16 protein-coding genes and 1 pseudogene are annotated in these 18,730 nt (G+C 55.5%); 10 read left to right on the top strand and 7 right to left on the bottom strand.

The window, feature by feature from the left end; all coding sequences use genetic code 11:
- Nucleotides 1–653: 653 nt before the first annotated feature.
- The 9 genes from Fuma_RS15565 (at nt 654) to Fuma_RS15525 (ending at nt 12,636) form a co-directional block, all read left to right on the top strand.
- Entirely contained in the window at nt 654–1,598 is a 945-nt protein-coding gene (locus Fuma_RS15565) for a DUF1559 domain-containing protein (RefSeq protein ID WP_077024934.1), read from the top strand.
- Between the two features lie 464 nt (nt 1,599–2,062).
- Nucleotides 2,063–2,338, top strand: coding sequence for a hypothetical protein (locus Fuma_RS15560; RefSeq protein WP_145944201.1), 276 nt, complete (start codon nt 2,063–2,065; stop codon nt 2,336–2,338).
- Between the two features lie 472 nt (nt 2,339–2,810).
- Nucleotides 2,811–5,018, top strand: coding sequence for an FdhF/YdeP family oxidoreductase (locus Fuma_RS15555; RefSeq protein ID WP_077024933.1), 2,208 nt, complete (start codon nt 2,811–2,813; stop codon nt 5,016–5,018).
- Nucleotides 5,015–5,575, top strand: a complete 561-nt coding sequence (gene mobB / locus Fuma_RS15550) for a molybdopterin-guanine dinucleotide biosynthesis protein B (RefSeq protein ID WP_077024932.1) — start codon at nt 5,015–5,017, stop codon at nt 5,573–5,575. Before Fuma_RS15555 ends, mobB begins: the two co-directional genes overlap by 4 nt.
- A gap of 126 nt (nt 5,576–5,701) precedes the next feature.
- Entirely contained in the window at nt 5,702–6,616 is a 915-nt protein-coding gene (locus Fuma_RS15545; protein WP_077024931.1) for an ABC transporter ATP-binding protein, read from the top strand.
- On the top strand, nt 6,616–8,037 hold the full coding sequence (locus Fuma_RS15540; RefSeq protein ID WP_077024930.1) for an ABC transporter permease: 1,422 nt from the start codon (nt 6,616–6,618) through the stop codon (nt 8,035–8,037). The genes Fuma_RS15545 and Fuma_RS15540 overlap by 1 nt, the downstream gene beginning before the upstream one ends.
- Before the next feature lie 154 nt (nt 8,038–8,191).
- Nucleotides 8,192–10,141: a TlpA disulfide reductase family protein gene (locus tag Fuma_RS15535; protein ID WP_158521019.1), complete on the top strand. Its 1,950-nt coding sequence runs from the start codon at nt 8,192–8,194 to the stop codon at nt 10,139–10,141.
- Nucleotides 10,142–10,145: 4 nt separating this feature from the next.
- Nucleotides 10,146–11,411, top strand: a complete 1,266-nt coding sequence (locus Fuma_RS15530) for a sialate O-acetylesterase (RefSeq protein ID WP_083732078.1) — start codon at nt 10,146–10,148, stop codon at nt 11,409–11,411.
- Between the two features lies 1 nt (nt 11,412).
- The gene (locus Fuma_RS15525) at nt 11,413–12,636 is read left to right on the top strand and encodes a prolyl oligopeptidase family serine peptidase (protein ID WP_099091807.1); all 1,224 of its coding nucleotides are present in this window, start codon (nt 11,413–11,415) and stop codon (nt 12,634–12,636) included.
- Between the two features lie 105 nt (nt 12,637–12,741).
- On the opposite strand, the gene Fuma_RS15520 is transcribed toward Fuma_RS15525, so the two are convergent.
- Together Fuma_RS15520 and truD (Fuma_RS15515) are read right to left on the bottom strand one after the other, a co-directional pair.
- Nucleotides 12,742–13,398, bottom strand: a complete 657-nt coding sequence (locus Fuma_RS15520) for an RluA family pseudouridine synthase (RefSeq protein ID WP_077024928.1) — start codon at nt 13,396–13,398, stop codon at nt 12,742–12,744.
- Nucleotides 13,395–13,769 (bottom strand): tRNA pseudouridine(13) synthase TruD, encoded by a 375-nt coding sequence (gene truD, locus Fuma_RS15515; RefSeq protein WP_158521017.1) that lies wholly within the window; start codon nt 13,767–13,769, stop codon nt 13,395–13,397. The genes Fuma_RS15520 and truD (Fuma_RS15515) overlap by 4 nt, the downstream gene beginning before the upstream one ends.
- 139 nt (nt 13,770–13,908) lie before the next feature.
- Between truD (Fuma_RS15515) and Fuma_RS15510 the strand changes: the two genes are divergently transcribed.
- On the top strand, nt 13,909–15,030 hold the full coding sequence (locus Fuma_RS15510; protein WP_077022466.1) for an ISAs1 family transposase: 1,122 nt from the start codon (nt 13,909–13,911) through the stop codon (nt 15,028–15,030).
- A gap of 59 nt (nt 15,031–15,089) precedes the next feature.
- Here the strand turns inward: Fuma_RS15510 and truD (Fuma_RS36220) are convergent.
- The 5 genes and pseudogenes from truD (Fuma_RS36220) to Fuma_RS15485 form a co-directional block, all read right to left on the bottom strand.
- Nucleotides 15,090–15,854, bottom strand: a pseudogene (gene truD, locus Fuma_RS36220) (tRNA pseudouridine(13) synthase TruD); the annotation flags it as partial.
- Between the two features lie 4 nt (nt 15,855–15,858).
- Nucleotides 15,859–16,386 (bottom strand): hypothetical protein, encoded by a 528-nt coding sequence (locus Fuma_RS15500; RefSeq protein ID WP_077024925.1) that lies wholly within the window; start codon nt 16,384–16,386, stop codon nt 15,859–15,861.
- 125 nt (nt 16,387–16,511) lie between these two features.
- The gene (locus Fuma_RS15495; protein ID WP_077024924.1) at nt 16,512–17,312 is read right to left on the bottom strand and encodes a hypothetical protein; all 801 of its coding nucleotides are present in this window, start codon (nt 17,310–17,312) and stop codon (nt 16,512–16,514) included.
- Complete coding sequence (locus Fuma_RS15490) at nt 17,309–18,037, bottom strand: MotA/TolQ/ExbB proton channel family protein (RefSeq protein ID WP_077024923.1); 729 nt, start codon at nt 18,035–18,037, stop codon at nt 17,309–17,311. The genes Fuma_RS15495 and Fuma_RS15490 overlap by 4 nt, the downstream gene beginning before the upstream one ends.
- A gap of 199 nt (nt 18,038–18,236) precedes the next feature.
- The gene (locus Fuma_RS15485) at nt 18,237–18,707 is read right to left on the bottom strand and encodes a hypothetical protein (RefSeq protein WP_077024922.1); all 471 of its coding nucleotides are present in this window, start codon (nt 18,705–18,707) and stop codon (nt 18,237–18,239) included.
- Nucleotides 18,708–18,730: the final 23 nt, after the last annotated feature.

Here is an 18,730-nt window from a genome sequence, read left to right as displayed (position 1 = left end):
AAAATTCTTCGACACGTTCAGAGGTTGCAGCATGGCCACTGGATTGGAGCGGCCTCTGTCCGCGATCGTTCACACTCAGCGTTGGTATACCGCTACCGCGACGTCGACGCTCGGACTAACACGCAACGCATCTTCCGCTGACCAGCTACGTCTCTGTCGGATTAGCGATTTGAACCAGCCATCTACTCTCGGCCCATTTCTCACTTGGAAATGGCTCCTACTCGTTTTTGCCTGGCGTGGATTGACGTGCACCCGAAGGTGTCGCTATGTTTATTTATTCGAGTGCCATCGGGTTTCGCGTTCGGGGAATTAAGGCGAACCCAACATGGGCAGGTCCCAATACGCAGGCAATTATGCCGAAAATTAATGCATTCGCGAGTGCGCGGTGACCGGTTTGCCGATTCCGGCACTAAGGAAAAATGCTATTTAATGGGTCGGAAAGGCCTTTGGTTTCCTACGGTAATTTTTAGTTTGGGGCGTTGAGCATGTTTGGCATGCGACGTGCCTAGAGTTCTTGTTCACAGAGATAGGTCGGCAGTCTGTTGCCTCGAAACAGCCAGTCTGACACGCGGCTGTGCGGGTTGTTTTCGGTGCCTAACCGTCGACCAACCAACAGTTGCGTTTTCTTCAAATCGTCAAAGGAGAGTTTTTGAATGAGACTTCATTCAAAGCGTGGGTTCACGTTAATCGAGTTACTCGTAGTCATTGCGATCATTGCCATTCTAATCGCCCTTTTGCTTCCTGCGGTTCAGCAGGCTCGTGAAGCGGCGCGACGAACGCAGTGCAAGAACAATCTCAAGCAGCTTGGTCTTGCCATGCACAACTACCACGATGTTAACCTTGTATTCCCGCCGGGCGGGCTACGAGTGTCGGGGTATCGAGTCGGCTGGCCAGGGCGAATTCTTCCGTATTTGGAACAAGCAAACCGCTATCAGGCGATGAATTCTCTTTCGGCGGACGCACTGGTCACATCGATGCCGTGGCGTTTCGAAACGGCACCTCACTTCGGAAGCGATTCTGTTTACACCGATCCGATTCCTTCTTTCTCCTGCCCGTCGTCGCCATTGGGCAACCGGAGTCCCGATATCACCAACACAACTTTGCCGTGGATCGTTAGCCATGGTGCACTGCATTATCGAGGCAACGGTGGTTCTGTGGATGTTGACCTGGTCGCTGGATCATCCGCGACGAGAGACTACAGCACGTCCGGCGTCATTTATCCCACCAGCAAAGTGCGAATCGCCCACATTATAGACGGCACGACAAACACGATGCTGACGACTGAATGTTCTGATTCGCAGGGATGGACGGACGCTCAGAAAAGAGGCTGGGGCGGAATTCAGCCATGGACATGGGGATACTATTACTACGGTGATGGTGTCGGATTCCTGCAGTTGGACAACAAATACGTTCAGTTTCCAATCAACTACGATGGCTCGTTCCTGACGAATGCGACACCATTCCGCAGCACTCACACCGGTGGAGCTCAAACACTGCTGTGCGATGGCAGTGCTCGATTTCTGAGTGAAAATATGGACCTGAATGTCTTCAAATCCATTGCGACCCGGTCCGGCGGTGAAGTGGTTGGCGAGTACTAAGCGATCAACCTCGAGCGAACGACATTGTTGGGTTTCGGCCTGACGCACTCCAGTGCGAAAATCAGGGCTGTCACGACACTGGCCCCCTTAACCAGATATTTGGGGTTACGGGGGCCGATTGCTATTTCGAGACTGTTCCTGGTTGTGTTGCGACAGCCTAAATGTCGCTCAAGTCAAGCAACCCAACTGATTCCTGTTTCATCGGAATCGTTGAACAGAGTACCGGACTCATTCCGCGATTTTACTTATCCATGACATATCAAAGGTGCACGCCTGTTCCCATGAAGTATTCCCCACAGCCCCGACGTCAATCTTCCAGTACAAACTACTTCTCATGGTGCGCATGCCTAGTTTTTCTGTGCGGCATGACGATGGGATGTGGGTCAGATGACGGCCGAGTAGAAACGGCGCCTGTTTCAGGAAAAGTCACGTACAATGGTGACGTAGTGACCACGGGAACCGTCATGTTTACTCCAACTGCTGGAGGCCCATCGGCTACAGGCGAGATCCAGGCCGATGGAACTTTTGAGATGAAAACTTACGACGACGGAGACGGAGCAGCGATCGGCAGCCATAGCGTAACGATTACCGCTCTGGATGAAGGTTCTGGCTTGCCGGAAGAGGCGGCGAGTGAACCGAAGCTTCTGATACCTCGAAAGTTTGGAAACGCGAAGACCTCGGGGTTAACGGCAACAGTCAATTCTGGTGACAACACCGTCGACTTTGCGCTGGCTGAATAGTCGTCCAAAGACCGTTTGCCCTTCGTGGCATCGTTGTCGCACGTCTCACGACTCGAACCGCGGCATGTTCGAGTCCTGCCTTTCAAGCATTGGCTGGGAAATAGCGCACCGACGGATCTGCGGCATCCTGCCGCAGCACGGGGACAGGATGTCACCGATACGGGGGTTCTATTTTTGCACTGCCGCTCAAGTCGCCACCGCATTTGTCACACGAATGAATCACGCAAGCATTCTACGATTCTGGTGACCCAGCGGTCGTTGAGTGCATGCGACACATGCTGGCGTTTTCATGTGTTGAGGCCTTAAGTGTTCGCGCTGTTCTCAGGTTGCTGGAAAGGCAGACAGTCGTTTCAACTTTCCTGCTTCTGCAATTCCTTCCCGCGCAGGCCCCTCGACACGCTCGACTACCGCTGCGATCACCGGTATTTTCCATGTTCAGTTAGCAACCGGTATCGCAGAACAAGATCGAACTATGAAACGTCCTCGCAGTGGTGGTGGGTGGAAAGCCATTGGATACAGCATGAAGCTGGCCAGTCGAGTTGGCTGGTGGAAAATGTGGAAGGCAATGCGCTCTAAGAATGCGTGCAAGACCTGCGCCGTCGGTATGGGCGGGCAGCTTGGCGGCATGGTGAACGAAGGCGGCTACTTTCCGGAGGTCTGCAAGAAGTCGTTTCAGGCCATGGCGTCTGACCTGCAGGGAGCGATCCCATCCTCCTTCTGGCAGCAATACGACGTCAACAAACTGAAGGCGCTGACGTCACGGCAATTGGAACACTGCGGCCGAATTGTCGAGCCCGTTCTCTTGGAAAAAGGGGCCAGCCATTTTCGCCCCGTCGATTGGGACGAAGCTCTGCAGCGTACCGCCGAAGCGATGAAGGCCGCCGGACCGCAGCGCAGTTTTTTCTATGCCAGCGGCAGATCTTCCAACGAAGCCGGGTTTCTGCTGCAGTTGATGTCTCGGCTGTTTGGCACAAATTATGTCAACAATTGCAGCTACTACTGCCATCAGGCCAGCGGCGTCGGACTGGGGTCGAGCATCGGCACGGGAGCGGGGACTGTTCAACTGGAAGATCTGCAGCACACGGATCTGTATATCCTGATTGGTGCGAACCCGTCTTCCAATCATCCTCGACTCATGCGAGCGTTAATGGAGATCCGTCGGCGAGGTGGCAAGGTGATTGTGGTGAACCCCGTAAAGGAACTGGGGCTCGTGAACTTTCGCATTCCCAGCGATGTCCGCAGTCTGCTGTTCGGCTCGGAAATCGCGAGCAGTTACATTCAACCGCATGTCGGGGGCGACATGGCGTTGCTGCTGGGCATCGCGAAGGCGGTCCTCGAAAACAACAACCAGGACACAGCGTTCATTCAACAACACACAGAAGGTTTTGAAGATCTCCGCAGTCTGGCCGAAGCGACCTCGTGGGATGACATTGTTACTCAAAGTGGAGTTACTCTGGAGCAAATCCACGACATCGCTGCTCAATATGCTGCCGCAAAAAATGTGGTGCTCGGTTGGTGCATGGGGATTACTCATCATCTTCACGGCACCAACAACGTGCAGATGATCGCCAATCTTGCGTTGCTGCGGGGCATGGTGGGTCGACGTAAAGCCGGCGTGATGCCGATTCGCGGACATAGTAACGTCCAGGGCCTGGGTTCCGTCGGCGTCACGCCAGCGCTGAAGACGGCCATGCTAAATCGCCTGGAAGAACGACTGGGGATCAAGATTCCGACCAATCCCGGCTACGACACCATGGCCTGCATGGAGGCGGCTCATCGAGGCGAAATGGACTTTTCGCTGTGCCTGGGCGGCAATCTCTACGGCAGCAATCCCGACCTGCACTACGCAGAAGAATGTATGAATCGTCTGAAGACGCTTGTTTACATGTCGACGACGCTCAACACCGGCCATGCCTTTGGCCTCGGCGAAGAAACGCTGATACTGCCCGTGCTGCCGCGAGACGAAGAACAGCAAGCGACCACTCAGGAATCGATGTTCAGCTTTGTTCGCATGAGCGACGGCGGCCCGGCTCGGTTTGAAGGCCCCCGCAGCGAAGTTTCTATTCTGGCTGACCTCGCCAGAAAAACGCTAAGCGACGACTGCGCCGTGGACTTTGAAGAACTGAAGAGTCACGCCGCCATTCGCGCATTGATAGCGGATCTTGTGCCCGGCTATGAAAATATGGCGGGCATCAACGAATCGAAAAGCGAATTTCACGTGCCCGGGCGAGCCGTTACTGACTACAAGTTTCCAACGGACAGTGGCAAGGCTCGATTTCATGCGCCACCGTTGCCGGCGCACGATTACGGTGAGAACGAATTGCGGCTGATCACGGTGCGATCCGAAGGCCAGTTTAACAGCGTGGTTTACGACGAAGAAGATTTGTACCGCGGTCAGGAACGTCGGGACGTGATTCTGATGAACGCCGAAGACGTCCGCCGAATGGGCTTGCAGAATGACCAGCAGGTGCGAGTCAAAAGTGAATCGGGCGAGCTGCGGATGATTCTGGTGCGCGAGTACGACATTCGAGCGGGCAATGTGATGATGTACTATCCCGAAGCGAACGTGCTGGTGCCGCACAAGGTGGACCCGCTGTCAAAGACACCTGGATTCAAAGGCGTGAAGGTCACCGTGAAAGCCGAACAATTAGCGCGAATTGAGCAAGTGGTGACTGCATGATGCACCCGAAGCGCCAAACGGTTCCGCGCATTCACATTGTTGGCCGTAAGAACGCGGGCAAGACAACGCTGGTCTGCGATCTTGTGAAGGAACTTACTCGGATGGGTTACCGGGTGGCGACGATCAAGCACACCCACCACAACCACGAACTGGACACGCCCGGCAAAGATTCGCACCAGCACCGCGAATCCGGTGCAACGGGGGTCGGCATTCTGTCGCCTCAAATCACGGCCGCCTTTGTGCCGGTCCAGCGAAACGACGACGAAGCGAAACGATACGACAGCTTTCAGGTGCTGTTCGCCGATAGCGATTTAATTCTGGTCGAAGGCGACCTGCAGACGACCGCGACCCGAATCGAAGTGTGGCGTGAAACTGTGCCTGAACCACCCTACGCCACAACAGACAAGGGAATCGCGGTCGTGGTGTCTGACAATGATGCACACGTCAGTTGCTTAAGATGGCCGCGAAAGGACATCGGCGTAATTGCGAACAATGTCGCGGATTTGGCGGGGATCGCGGTCGCCCAAACTCGCTCAGGGGCTGGGATGGGTGAATAATAAATCGAAAAGATAACGCACCACTGAATAATTCCGCTGCTGCAGCGAACTGTGCGAAGCAGGTTTGACGCCACTGCATTCGCGTCACTCAGACGTCAAACACACATTCAACGGGCAAGTCTTGAAATGAATCATGCCGTGGAGTTGGTGGGCGCGACCAAACGATTTGGCTCGCAGACCGCCGTCGATAACCTCGATCTGACTGTCCCCCGCGGGTCGATTTACGGATTCATTGGCCCCAATGGATCGGGCAAAACGACGACGCTGAGAATGATCCTGAGAATCTTTCAGCCGGATTCCGGCAGCGTGTCTGTGCTGGGCAAGACAGCCGGGCGAGCGGCCGATCCGCGAGTTGGCTACCTTCCCGAAGAACGGGGCCTTTACAAGCGGATGAAGGTGTTCGACCTGTGTGCGTATTACGCCAAATTGAAAGGCGTGTACGACTGTAAGCCCGCAATCGACGAATGGCTGGAACGGCTGGACGCAACTTCCTGGGCCAACAAACGCATCGACGCGTTGTCCAAAGGGATGGCTCAGAAGGTGTCCTTCATCACCGCCGTCGTAGCCAGGCCTGAGTTACTGATTCTGGACGAACCGTTTAGTGGTCTGGATCCGGTGAACCTGGACGTGCTACGCGACGCGGTGCTCTCGCTTAGGGAAACCGGTACGACGGTCATCTTTTCGACTCACGACATGGACGTGGCCGAACGCATGTGCGATACGATCTTTATGATCTTCAAGGGCCGGAAAGTGTTGAACGGATCCGTCGATGAGATTCGCAAACAGTATGCCACGAATCGGCTAAGTGTTCGGCTGCGGAACATCGACAGCTTGCCCTCGAATCTGCCGGGCGTGACGCGAATCGACAAAGTGAATGATGAAATCCTGCTGTCAGTAAGAGACGAAAGTGTGTCGAGCGATGTGCTGAAGACCCTGGTCGAAGCTGGCTGTGAGATTGATCGGTTCGAACTCGAACAACCGACGCTGCACAACGTTTTTGTGTCGATCGCGAAACCGGATACGAATGGTGAGGCAACATAATGAGAATCCTGCTCACAATCGCCGCTCGCGAATACCGCGCCATGGTGGCGACCAAAGCATTTTTGATCACACTCGCCCTGATGCCGCTTCTGATGGTGGGCGGTATCGCAGCGCCAGCGCTTTTGGGAAAACTAAAAAGCGTTAAGACGCGACAGGTTGTGGTCGTCGATCAATCTGGTGGCCAGGTGTTTGAGATGCTGAATGCCGCAGGCATCGCGCGAAACGCTGAACTCAAAAAACAGGCCGAACGTGAGCAACAGGATTCGTCTGACGAAGAAGATTCGGACGACCGCATTCGATCCAACTTCGAAGACCGATCGATCTATGAACTGACTGCTTTCGAGGGCGAATGGTCCGAACAAGCGAAGTTTGAGCTCTCTGAGAAGATCCGCAATCGGGAGCTGTACGCCTTCATGGTGATTCCCCCCGATGCATTGACCGGAGGCGAAGCGGGAAGCGTTCCTGAAGTCGTACTGTATTCCGAAGACAGCGCATTGTCGGATATGCGCCGCTGGCTGGGGCGCAGCCTGAACGAGCTAATCCGCGTGCGGCGACTTTCTGATGCGGGCATCGATCTTGCCGTTGTGAGCAAGGCATTGGTACCGGTGGCAGTCACGGCGATGGGGCTGTTTCAGAAAGACGAGCTATCTGGCGATGTGATTCCGGCCAAAAAAACAAACGTCCTGACGTCGCTGCTGATCCCGTTCGGCCTGATGATGATGATGTTCGTGATGATCTTCATGTCGGCTCAACCCATGATGGAAAGCGTGCTGGAAGAAAAAACAGATCGGATCGCCGAGGTGCTGCTGGGCTGCGTGAACGCTCAGCAGTTGATGCTGGGCAAACTACTCGGCAACGTCGCCGGGTCGCTCACGATTTTCGCTCTGTACGCCGGTGGAGCGTATTCGCTGATTGTGTGGAAGGGCCTGTCAGATCAGGTGCCGCTCGAAATTCTGCCGATGTTCCTCGTCTACCAGTTGCTGGCCGTGTTACTTTACAGCTCGATCTTCATGGCCATCGGCGCTGCGGTGACGCAGTTCAAGGAAGCTCAAAGTCTGCTGATGCCGGTCTGGATGCTGTTGATGGCTCCCATGTTTCTGATGATGCCAATCCTTCAGGAACCGAACGGAACGGCCGCCGTGGCGGTTTCGTTTTTTCCACCCGGAACACCGCTGGCGATGGTGCTGCGCATCGCGTCTGAGGCCGCCATTCCCACATGGCAGATCATCGGCACGATCTTGCTGATGCTTATTTCGACCATTGTTGTGGTGACGGTGGCAGGGCGCATTTTTCAGGTTGGTCTGCTGTACCAGGGCAAAGCACCAAAGATCACCGAACTGATCGGGTGGGTCGTGAAGAATCCGATGATCGGATCGACCTCAGGTGTGGCGACTCAACATGGTCCGGACCCAAGCCAGTAAAAACGCTGCCAGAATCCGTCCGCGGCGACTCTCAAAAACCGGTGGTGACTTGAAACGCCGATCTGGCCTACAATCGCCAATCGAGTCTATCTTCTGCCTCATTCCCCATTTGAGGCCCGTTCGGATCAACCTTTTCGTTTACGGAGTGGCCAAAATGCGCCCCGTTCAGATGTTCATCGGTTTGTGTCTGTTACCCGCCGCCGCAGCTCCCGTTCTGGCTCAGCCAACGGCCGAGCAAATCTTTAAGATGTACGTGCCCGTTCAGAAGGGAGTCGAATTTGATACGCCGGAAGCGGACAAATTTAAAGACTGCAAGGTGGAAATCGAACGAGGTGAAGGGACTGCCGGGTTTGTCGTGTACGGACCTGCCGGAGAAGTTCTGCGTCGGTTCACAGACACCAACAAGGACACGCAGGCCGATCTTTACCGCTACTATCGCATGGGGCTGGAAGTCTACCGCGATATCGATACCGACTTTAACCAAAAGCCCGACCAGCATCGCTGGATGAACTGGGGCGGGATGCGTTGGGGAATCGACAAGAACGAAGACGGAAAGATCGACCAGTGGCGAATTTTGTCAGCTCAGGAAGCCGCTCAAATCGCCGTGGAAGCCATGATTAACGGCGACGTCCAGGCGCTGGCGTCGGTGTTGCTCACGGCAGAAGACGTGAAGGCGCTGAAAGTGACGCCGGAACTCGAAAAGAAATTGCTCGATGCGGTCTCTGACCCGGGCGCCAAAGTCCGACAGGTTCTATCCGCCAGTAAAACGCTGACATCTCGGTCCAAGTGGGTCCGATTCGATCCGCCCGTGCCCGGCCTGATTCCTCGGGACGACGGGAAATCTGACATCGATCTGACCGTCTACGAAAATGCGATGGCCATCGTCGAAAATGGGACGTCTCATGAATTGGTTTCCATCGGAGAAATGATTCAGGTCGGTAACGTCTGGAAGCTGGCTCAGATTCCCATGCCTCTGGACGCCGAAAACGCTCACGTATCCATCGGTGGCATCATGATGCAGCCGCAAATGTCGGCTGGCGGCTTCGACGCGCCACCTGAAATGGCTAAAGAACTGGAAGCGGTTCTGAACGACCTTCAGAAGCTGGACGAAAGCAGTCCGGAAGACAATGTCACGCCGCAGCTGCTGGCGAAGTACAACCGACAGCGTGCCGACCTGATCGAAAAAGTTATCCGGATCGTGCCCAACGAAAAAGAACGAATCCAGTGGATCAAACAACTGACGGACGGCATCGGCGTGGCCGTGCAAACCGGACAGTATGACGACGGCCTGAAACGACTGACTCAGTTGCAGGACCAGGTGAAGGCCAATAACGAACTGCTGGGCTATGTGTGGTACCGTCGACTGCTAGCCGAATACGCCGTGCGGTTGAAAGAAGACAACGAAAAATCACGCCAGACAACTCAGGACTGGTGGCTGAAGCAACTGGAAGTCTTCGCCGAAAAATGGCCTCAATCAGACGACACAGCCGACGCTATTGTGCAACTGGCCATCAGTCTGGAATTGATGGGGCGAGTCGACGATGCGAAACGCTGGTATGGCGTGCTGGTGAAGGATCACGAACGTACAAACGCTGGTATTCGAGCTGGTGGAGCACTGCGGCGTCTGGATCTTGCTGGCAAGCCGTTGCAGCTGGCTGGTCGATCTCTTGACGGAAATAAAATCGATGCGTCGCAGTATCGCGGCAAAGTGACATTGGTCGTCTTCTGGGCCACATGGGCGCAGCCATACACGGACGACCTGCCCAAACTGGTAGCGGTGCACAAGCAGTACCAGCGAGCTGGGTTTGAAATTCTGGGGGTCAACCTGGACGCAGACGCTCAAGGCATTCCCGCGTATCTGGCACGCAACGGCGGCGGCAACTGGCAGCACATTCGCGACCCCGGCGGCACAGACGGGCAACTGGCTCGCTCATTCGGTATCGTATCGGTGCCAACGATGTTTATCGTCGGCAAAGACGGTCGAGTCGCTGGCGGCGTTGCTGCAGAGAGTCTCGAAACCGCTGTTCAGACGTTGTTAAAAGGCCAGGCACTCGATGCGCCCGCTCGACAGGGCGCAGCCGGACTGGCTCCTGATCGACAGTAGGCCAATGAATATTCCCAGCACGCTTGCTTCGCTAATCGCGTTCGCCGTAACACTGATCGGCAGCGCCGTCGCCGACCCGGCGCACACAGCAGGACGCAAGCCGTTGCTGGTTTATATTCTGGCCGGCCAGTCGAACATGGAAGGCCATGCCGAAGTTCGCGTCATGGACTACATGAGCGAAGATCCGGCCACCGCTCCGTTGCTGGCGGCCATGAAAGACGAAGACAGCCGCCATCGGACGATCGACGACACCTGGATTTCTTTTCTGACGGGTGAAAACGGTCGGATCGACGGCGGCAATCGAGAAGTGTACGGTCAGCTCACCACGGGCTATGGCAGTCAGGGCGGCCGAGATTATTCGAAGCCAGGTCGAAAGATCGGCCCGGAGCTTGCTTTCGGAATCACTCTGCAACAGCATTTGAAGCAGCCGATTCTGATTATCAAAGCAGCATGGGGCGGACAGTCGCTGTACAGCGATTTTCGTTCGCCGAGTTCCGGGCCGTACGAATTCAATGAAGCGAATGCCAAACGGTTCGACACCCAAGAAAAGAAACAGAAGCTGCGCGAGGCGACCGGAAGACGGTACCGTCAGATGGTCGAACATGTTGACGCGGTGCTGAAGGATCTTAAACGCGTCGTGCCCGACTACGACGAAGCAAGCGGATTCCAGCTCGCGGGCTTTGTGTGGTTTCAGGGCTTCAACGACATGGTCGATCGCAGTACCTACCCGAATCGCGATCAGCCGGGCGGGTTCGACCGCTACGCGGAATGGCTGGCCAACCTGATTCGCGATCTCCGAAAAGATCTGGAAGCTCCTGAATTGCCCGTTGTGATCGGGGTGATGGGAGTCAGCGGGCCACTGGAACTCGTTCCAGACCGCTATCGATCGACGCACACCGAATTCCGTCGCGCTATGGCGGCGCCTGCAATACTGCCGGAATTTGAAGGCACGGTCGCCGCCGTCCAAACGGCGCCGTATTGGGACGTAGCTCTCGGTGCCATTGATACGAAGCGCGAACAAATGCGCAGTAAAGCGCATTCGTTAAGGACGAAAAACTCAAACCACGAAAATGCGGACGGAAGCATGACTCCTGAAGACATTCAGCGTTTTATGCGGGAATATGAACGAACACTTTTCACAAAAGAAGAACGGGATCTGGAACAGCGAGCGAAGTCGAACGCTGGCTATCATTACCTCGGTTCCGCTAAAACGTATTCTCAAATTGGTCAGGCCTTTGCGAACGCGATGCTGCAATTATCGAAACCATAACATGTGCACGACAGATAACAGCCGACACTTCCTGCTGCCAATACGGCCACTGCGGCGTCCAAATGCCAAAGCGATTCAGATGGCCGCTTTTGTTCTCACGGCCCTGGCTTTTTCGGCGAGCGCGAGTGCTCAGGCAACGAAATCCGTTGAGGAGACCGTTCGGCCTTACTTCGCGCCGCCTGCGGAGTGGCAGCATGACCTTGGCGATTACCTGTCTCCACTGAAGTTTGCTGATGGCACGATGGCAAAGACGGCAGCCGACTGGCAGCGTCGTCGAGCTGAAATTCTGAAACAGTGGCAGACGCTACTGGGCGAATGGCCGCCGCTGATCACTGAGCCGATGGTCGAAATCCTGAAAACAGAACGGCGCGGGACGATTGTTCAGCATCAGGTGAGATTCTTCTGGACGCCGAACCAAAAGACCACCGGCTATCTGTTGATCCCCGACGGCGAAGGGCGTCGCCCCGCTGTCATCACGGTGTACTACGAACCGGAAACCGCGATTGGTCTCGGAAAAGAAGACCGCGATTTCGCAATTCAGTTGGCAGAACGTGGCTTTGTCACATTGTCGATCGGCACGACAGAAGCCACGGCCGCCAAGACATACGGGCTATACTATCCGACGATCGAAGACGCCACAGTGCAACCGCTTTCGATGCTCGCGTACGCGGCGGCCAATGCCTGGCATGTGCTGGCTAAGCGGCCGGAAGTCGATGCAGAACGAATCGGAATCACAGGACATTCGTTTGGCGGCAAGTGGGCACTGTTCGCGTCGTGTTTGTTCGACAAGTTTGCCTGTGCGGCGTGGTCCGACCCGGGAATCGTGTTCGACGATACTCGCACAAGCATCAACTACTGGGAACCCTGGTATCTGGGCTACCACCCCAGACCATGGCGTGCACGCGGACTGATTACGGAAGAAAACCCAGCTCGGGGCCTGTATCCGAAGCTGCGTGAAGCCGGGCGTGATTTGCACGAACTGCACGCGCTGATGGCGCCTCGTCCGTTTCTGGTTTCCGGCGGTGCCGAAGATCCGCCCAAACGCTGGCAGGCGTTGAACCATTCAATTGCGGTCAACAGCGTGCTGGGGTATCGCAACCGAGTGGCGATGACGAATCGACCGGCGCACTCGCCGAATCCGGAATCCAACGCCGTGATTTACGCGTTCTTCGAACACTTCCTGAAGCCAACGCGGGCACCTGCGAAGGCGGAAGCAGCAAAGTAACAGGCGGCGTTTTGCAGTGAGGGCCACAAGCGATTTTGATCGGCAGTGCTGAAGTCGCGCCAATGCGTCGGTTATTGCTGCCGTGGGTGAATTGCGTCAGGTCGACTACGCTTCGTCGGCGGGTGCTTCAATCCGCATCCGCTCCTTTTTGGTTGGGTGTTCGAATTCCAGCGACTTGGCGTGCAGCAGAATTCGGCCCCCTTTTCGCACTCGGGAACCATACTTTACGTCGCCAATAATCGGCATCCCCGCTTCGGAAAGCTGCACGCGGATTTGGTGGCTGCGGCCGGTGAGCGGTTCGATCTCAAGGCTGGTGCGACTGGGGTCACGGGTGATGACTCGGTAATTGAGAACGCTTTTCTGAGCCTTCGGCGTGTCTTCCGAAACGCAGGCGACGAGGTTTTCCTGTTTGTCCTTCAGTAACCAGTCGACGAGCGTGCCTGAATCATTCGCTGGTGAGCCTTCGACTGAAGCATGGTACAGCTTTTTTATTGCGCCTCGGCGAAACTGATCCGACAATCGTGCTGCCGCTTTGCTGGTGCGGGCGAACAGCAGTACTCCGGAAACGGGACGGTCCAGCCGGTGGACGACGCCTACAAACACGTTTCCCGGCTTGTTGTATTTGACTCGCAGATATTCACGAGCCACATCGACCATCGTTTCGTCGCCGGTGTCGTCGCCCATCGTCAGCACCCCAGCGGGTTTCAATAACGCCAGCAGGTGGTTGTCTTCGTGCAGAATAGTCGGTGGGAAATCTGTCATGTGGTGCTGTTGGTATTTTCCGAACTCGTGCCTTCGGGGCCGCCGTCAGTCGGGACTCCGGTGAGTGTCTTGATCAGCATCGTAGCATAGCAGCCGCGCGGGAGTTCGAACGTCAAGGTGGCTTTCCTGCGGTTCTGATACTGGTCATCGTCGTCGGTCGTGACTTGCAAATCGATAGGAACGATTTTTGTCGCTCGATTACCCCGAGAAAACCAGCGGTCGCGTGGGAAGGAAAGTTTCATCTCCGACAGCGTCATCCCGTACGGCTCAAGGCATGAATCGCACAGTTGCCTTAGTTGCGGCGTGAGTCCCTTGCAGCGAGCGGACGGCAACGGTAGTTCAGAAACGCTGCCTTCAACTGCGGCTTGCATGAAAAATGGAAGGTTGGTGTCGCCTAGGCGGATTGCGCGACATTGGATAAGATGGTATAGATGGCAACCTTCAGTGTCAGTGTGATGTTTCACGCTGCTATGTGTGCTGAAATGTTTGAGCCGCGAAAGGATTCCTGCCATGCCTTTGTCCACCAGTTTTGTCGATCATTTCTCTGATGTTACGGATCCAAGGCGCGGTGAGCCTGTCTATCCGCTTCAAAATATTCTGTTCATTGCAGTCTGTGCTGTGATCAGTGGCGCGGATGATTTTGTCGCGATTGCGAAGTTTGGCAGAACGAAACGAGATTGGTTTGCGAAGTATCTCGATCTGTCCGCAGGGATTCCGTCGCACGATCGTTTCAACGCCATCCTCGCTCTGATTCGTCCTGCAGAATTTGAAAAGTGCTTACTGAATTGGATCACTTCTCTGCAGAAAATCAGTGACGGACAAATCATCGCGATCGATGGTAAGACACTCCGTCGCAGCTATGACAAAGCCAGTGGCAAGTCGGCCATCCACATGGTCAGTGCATGGGCCACAGCCAATCATATCAGTCTCGGGCAAGTCGTCGTCGATGCGAAGAGTAATGAGATTACGGCGATTCCCAAACTGCTGGAATTGATCGAGGTTTCCGGTGCTTTAGTGACGATTGACGCCATGGGTTGCCAAACGGAAATCGCGTCGAAGATTGTCGACGCAGAGGCGGACTATTGTCTTGCCGCGAAAGGCAATCAGCCCACGCTACACGCAGGTCTTGTCGCGTTCTTCGCCGACCATTTGGAAGATGACTTTGCACGCTGTCCGGTGCGACGATTTGAAACGAAAGAAAACACCGGCGGCCGCGAAGATTTGCGACAGTATCTGATCTGTCGTGCGCCGGAGGATCTTCCGGACGCACATCGCTGGAAGAACCTGAAGGCGATCGGGATCGCGATCAACAACACTCTCCGCGACGGCAAAATGTGCATCGGCATCCGCTATTACATTTTAAGCCGTTATGTCTCCGGCCGTCGTTTCGCCGAAGCTGTGCGGAGCCATTGGGGTGTCGAGAACAATTTGCATTGGCAACTGGACGTCACTTTCCAGGAAGATCAATCGAGGATCCGCAAAGGCCACGCAGATATGAACTTCAGCATCCTTCGCCGCACGGCGTTGAGTCTTCTGAAAAACGAATCCACAGCCAAGGTGGGGATCAAAAACAAAAGACTCAATGCTGCCTGGGATGAGACATACCTCGCGAAAGTCCTGTTCGGCAAATGACTTAGCGTGCAATCCCCCTGGGTGTCGCCGATCTGCATGTACACCGCGTCCGATGCCGCGACCATGCTGGCACTCGCCATGCGGTTCCACACGGCACTTTGGAACGCGGAAAGGTAGATGCCGCGCAGGCCTTCATTCAGCAGAGCGAACGCCTTGCGAAAGTTAGTTGGGTGATCAACCAGATAGGTCACAATACTGCGGCGATGCGAACGGTTCAGCTGCTGCTTGCATTCCGGCCACTGGCCCCAAAGATCTCGAAGGATTTGCTTCTGAGTTCTTGCGTCCGCGTCGTCATGGGAATTGTATTCAGCGATGGCCAGCCAAAGAGCTCGTTCGTAGTCTTTCAGGCACCATTTCGCCGCCACAAATTCGAGAGACGGGCCGAGCGACCCAAAGCGTTGTTCGTCGAAGTAGTTGGGAAAGCCGTGAGCCGCCACGTGATCGGTTCGGCTTTGAATTCGCGACACGTCGTCTGAAGCCAGTGATCGCAGCACGATTTCAAACCGATTGCCGCCAATATCCGCCGCGCCGATGGCCGAATCTGTCTGGCCCAGATGCTGAAGGTCGAACAGGTCATGAGCGAACGGAGCTTTGGGGCCGTTACGAATCGTCACAAGCTGCGACGTAACGGCGTGCCGATCCTTCATCCCGGCATGACTAAGTTGCTGAGGCGACAGGTTCCACGACCGCTGTACAATCTGCAGCGCTTCGGGCGTTCCGATTGACCGCTTCTCCATGCGGTACAATGAAAAAGGTCCAGCGGATGGCTGGCGGTGTGAAATTTCCGTGACGACGAAGTCTTCCGGGATGCATTTCAGCTTCATTGCATCACGGTACAAATTCAGCGGGGATGTAGAGTGCGTCTTCTCCAATTTTTACGGACGCCAGCGCTTCTTGTAACTTGAAGGTCGCGCCCATCCGAGCGCTCTCGCGGCGTAGCACGCGGACCTTGATTCCGTTCGAATCGCCTTCGGCCCGCTTGGCAAGTTCGGTCAGTCGTTCGAGTGAAATGGGTTTGAAGACGGCCTTGTCGTCTGATGGCACTTCCAGCAGGTAGCTGTGTTCGTCGATGAGTACTCCCAGCACTTTTCCGGACAACGCTTTCTGTTCGTCAGGTGTCAGGCCACCGGTGCTGTCACTTTCTGCGGGCGGTGCCAGTGGGGTGGTTGCCGGCGTTTCGGTCGACGCCAGAGTTTCCCCGGGCGAAGTATCCGGCGTGCCCGGAGCTTCGGCGTCGCCGTCTCCTGTGCCGGTGCCTCGAAACAGCATCAGCGCCAGAAAGGCAGCGATCACGATCACTCCGCCAGAGGCTGCTCGTGCCGTGTTCTTCATAAAGCCGGGACGTTTGGCTTGCATTGTCTTTATCCTGTTTCAAGCTGCGGCGACGAGTAATCCGAGGTGAGCCGAAGACGCCACTGTTGTTTCAAGGGGCGAGTGTAAACCGGGAGGTTATACTCCCAGGCCGCCGAGAGACCACATCCTCAGCGCTGATTCACCGCTGCGTCATCATCAAACAAGGGGCCCGTGGGGCGAAATCCCATCAGGGAAAAATCAAACCAGCGGGTGTTGCCTGAATCCTGCCGTAACTGCTGAACCAACTCCGGCATCCCGTCGGTCGCGCGCCGTAACTGGCCCGCCTGAGTGTCACCGTAGCTAAGCAGGATGATGACAAGTGGCCTCGGTTCCGTAAACGCCTTACTGGCCTCGAATGCGCGAGAAACAAACTCTTTCTGTGTCGCAAACGACACAACTTGCTGGTGTTCCCCATCAGAAAACGCGGCCTGCCCGTTGTCCTGAAGGTAGAGTTCCCACACAGAAACGTGCTTCTGCATTTCATCGTACTTCAGAATAAACTGCAGCATTTCCGCACCGCGAGTCTGCAACAACTGCTTCATCCGCTGAACGGCCGCCTGCACGTTTTCTGTATCCGCCGCATTTCCGTCGGTGCGAATACGCAGAATCTGTTCCAGCATGGTGCCTGGCAGGTTCAATGCTTCGGCCAGTGCTGAACCGGCCTGCTGGTGCTGCTGCAGAATGCTTTGATAGTGTTCGCTGTACCGCTCGCGGGTTGCTGTGACGTCGCTGTTGGCGGCGGCGAATTTCTGTTCCAGCTCCGATTTCCGCGCTTCGAACTGCTCAACCAGTTCCGTCTTCTGCTTCGCGAGGTCGTCCTCAGCGGATTCCGCTGTTTGCTGGACTTCCATGTACTGAGCGAAAATGACAATCAGCAGCAGGTCCAACAGTGGTGTCAGCTGAAAGGTGATGCGGCGTTTCATCTTCATGACGCCGTCTCCGTCAGCGCCTCGGGATCTTCGCCATCAGCCGGCCCCCCAACTGATGCAGTCATGGCGAGTTCTCGTTTGGCCTTGGCCACCATGTCGCGAACATGAGAACGGCTTTGCGTGAGCCGTTCGAAACGAGTTTCCAGCAGGCTGTTGATGAACATCAGAATGATGGCCGCGGCCAGACCGCAAAACGTGGACCAGATCGCGTCGCCAAATCGAGCCACAATCGCCGCCATTGTCGATGCCGCATTCGTTGCTGCATCAGAACGCTGCAGCGCCGATCCGATCGCCAGAATCGTGCCGAGGACTCCGGCCAGCGGGTACGCTTCGATCATCGTGCGAGCCACATTGCCGGCGGTTTCGAACGAAAGCGAATCGAGGTAGCTGCGGCGTTCGTCCAGAATGTGCATGCGGCGCAGACATTCGGTGCGATCCTTCACGCGAGACGGGTCGTTCACCACATCGTTGATGTCTTCCACAAAGGCGTCGATCTGATTCGTCAGCGGAGCCGATCGTCCCAGCACGCTGCGATGTTTCAGTCCGCGCGTGAAGTCGTCCAGCGATCCTGCAATCACAGAAAGGTCGCGGCGATACCAGATGGAGAGCACGAAGAAACAGAACAAGTGAAACGCGGCCGCTCCTACGATGACTGTGGCCGTGAGTCCGGACAGGTATTTCAGCCACGGTCCGAGTTCCGCGGGATCGATTTGAGCAAGAAACATTTGGTAACCTGGACAGATTGGAACTCCGGCGCATTTGCAGCGCGTAACACACGTGGAGCAGAAGACACTGCGAAAACGTAGTACCCGTTGCCAAAGATCAGTGCAACACCTCGAAAGCGTATGGTTTCTGTTATCTACGCGTCCAGACGTCTCTGAAACGGAGCTTTCTCGAGGGTTTTCGGCCGAATTCGTCCGGAACTCATCGTTTTGGCGGGCGCTTGTCGGAATATCGTCGGTCGATCCACGTCGCTCCTGCGAACATCAGCACGAACGGCGGTGTGTACAATGCCAATTGATAAAGTTGCGGCGTGTCGCCTTTTCGCTGCCCGAAGACGTAGTGATCCACAGCTATTCCGCCACCCAAAAATGCCATTGCAACCGCACCGATAGTCAGCATTGGCATGGCACCAGGCCGCGCAGACATCCGAGTCGCCGAGTTCCCGGCCTTCGGCCAAATGAAACGTATTATTAACCATAAACACAGTAGGTAGATTGCTGGGAAAGTCAGCGGCCATGGGGTGATCGTCGTAAATATCGAGAAGTACCCCAAAATAGCGAACGACACCAATAGTCCGACAACGAAATACACGTCCAACCGGCGCCGCGTTAAGACAACGTAGGCATCGCTGCTATCATCGTCGTCGCTGTGTTGCTTAGTCGTCTGAACCATAGTTGGCTGCCTTTCACTTGGCC

It is taken from the genome of Fuerstiella marisgermanici (assembly GCF_001983935.1).
Lineage (GTDB): Bacteria > Planctomycetota > Planctomycetia > Planctomycetales > Planctomycetaceae > Fuerstiella > Fuerstiella marisgermanici.
This window is presented reverse-complemented; position numbering and strand designations above follow the sequence as displayed.

Excerpts from the sequence above, each read along its gene's own strand:
- Fuma_RS15495 (WP_077024924.1), bottom strand. The coding sequence starts at position 17,312 with ATGAAGATGAAACGCCGCATCACCTTTCAGCTGACACCACTGTTGGAC.
- Fuma_RS15530 (WP_083732078.1), top strand. The coding sequence starts at position 10,146 with ATGAATATTCCCAGCACGCTTGCTTCGCTAATCGCGTTCGCCGTAACA.
- Fuma_RS15560 (WP_145944201.1), top strand. The coding sequence starts at position 2,063 with ATGTTTACTCCAACTGCTGGAGGCCCATCGGCTACAGGCGAGATCCAG.
- truD (WP_158521017.1), bottom strand. The coding sequence starts at position 13,769 with ATGCAAGCCGCAGTTGAAGGCAGCGTTTCTGAACTACCGTTGCCGTCC.
- Fuma_RS15520 (WP_077024928.1), bottom strand. The coding sequence starts at position 13,398 with ATGACAGATTTCCCACCGACTATTCTGCACGAAGACAACCACCTGCTG.
- Fuma_RS15545 (WP_077024931.1), top strand. The coding sequence starts at position 5,702 with ATGAATCATGCCGTGGAGTTGGTGGGCGCGACCAAACGATTTGGCTCG.
- Fuma_RS15540 (WP_077024930.1), top strand. The coding sequence starts at position 6,616 with ATGAGAATCCTGCTCACAATCGCCGCTCGCGAATACCGCGCCATGGTG.
- mobB (WP_077024932.1), top strand. The coding sequence starts at position 5,015 with ATGATGCACCCGAAGCGCCAAACGGTTCCGCGCATTCACATTGTTGGC.
- Fuma_RS15500 (WP_077024925.1), bottom strand. The coding sequence starts at position 16,386 with ATGCAAGCCAAACGTCCCGGCTTTATGAAGAACACGGCACGAGCAGCC.
- Fuma_RS15565 (WP_077024934.1), top strand. The coding sequence starts at position 654 with ATGAGACTTCATTCAAAGCGTGGGTTCACGTTAATCGAGTTACTCGTA.
- Fuma_RS15490 (WP_077024923.1), bottom strand. The coding sequence starts at position 18,037 with ATGTTTCTTGCTCAAATCGATCCCGCGGAACTCGGACCGTGGCTGAAA.
- Fuma_RS15510 (WP_077022466.1), top strand. The coding sequence starts at position 13,909 with ATGCCTTTGTCCACCAGTTTTGTCGATCATTTCTCTGATGTTACGGAT.
- Fuma_RS15555 (WP_077024933.1), top strand. The coding sequence starts at position 2,811 with ATGAAACGTCCTCGCAGTGGTGGTGGGTGGAAAGCCATTGGATACAGC.
- Fuma_RS15535 (WP_158521019.1), top strand. The coding sequence starts at position 8,192 with ATGCGCCCCGTTCAGATGTTCATCGGTTTGTGTCTGTTACCCGCCGCC.
- Fuma_RS15485 (WP_077024922.1), bottom strand. The coding sequence starts at position 18,707 with ATGGTTCAGACGACTAAGCAACACAGCGACGACGATGATAGCAGCGAT.
- Fuma_RS15525 (WP_099091807.1), top strand. The coding sequence starts at position 11,413 with ATGTGCACGACAGATAACAGCCGACACTTCCTGCTGCCAATACGGCCA.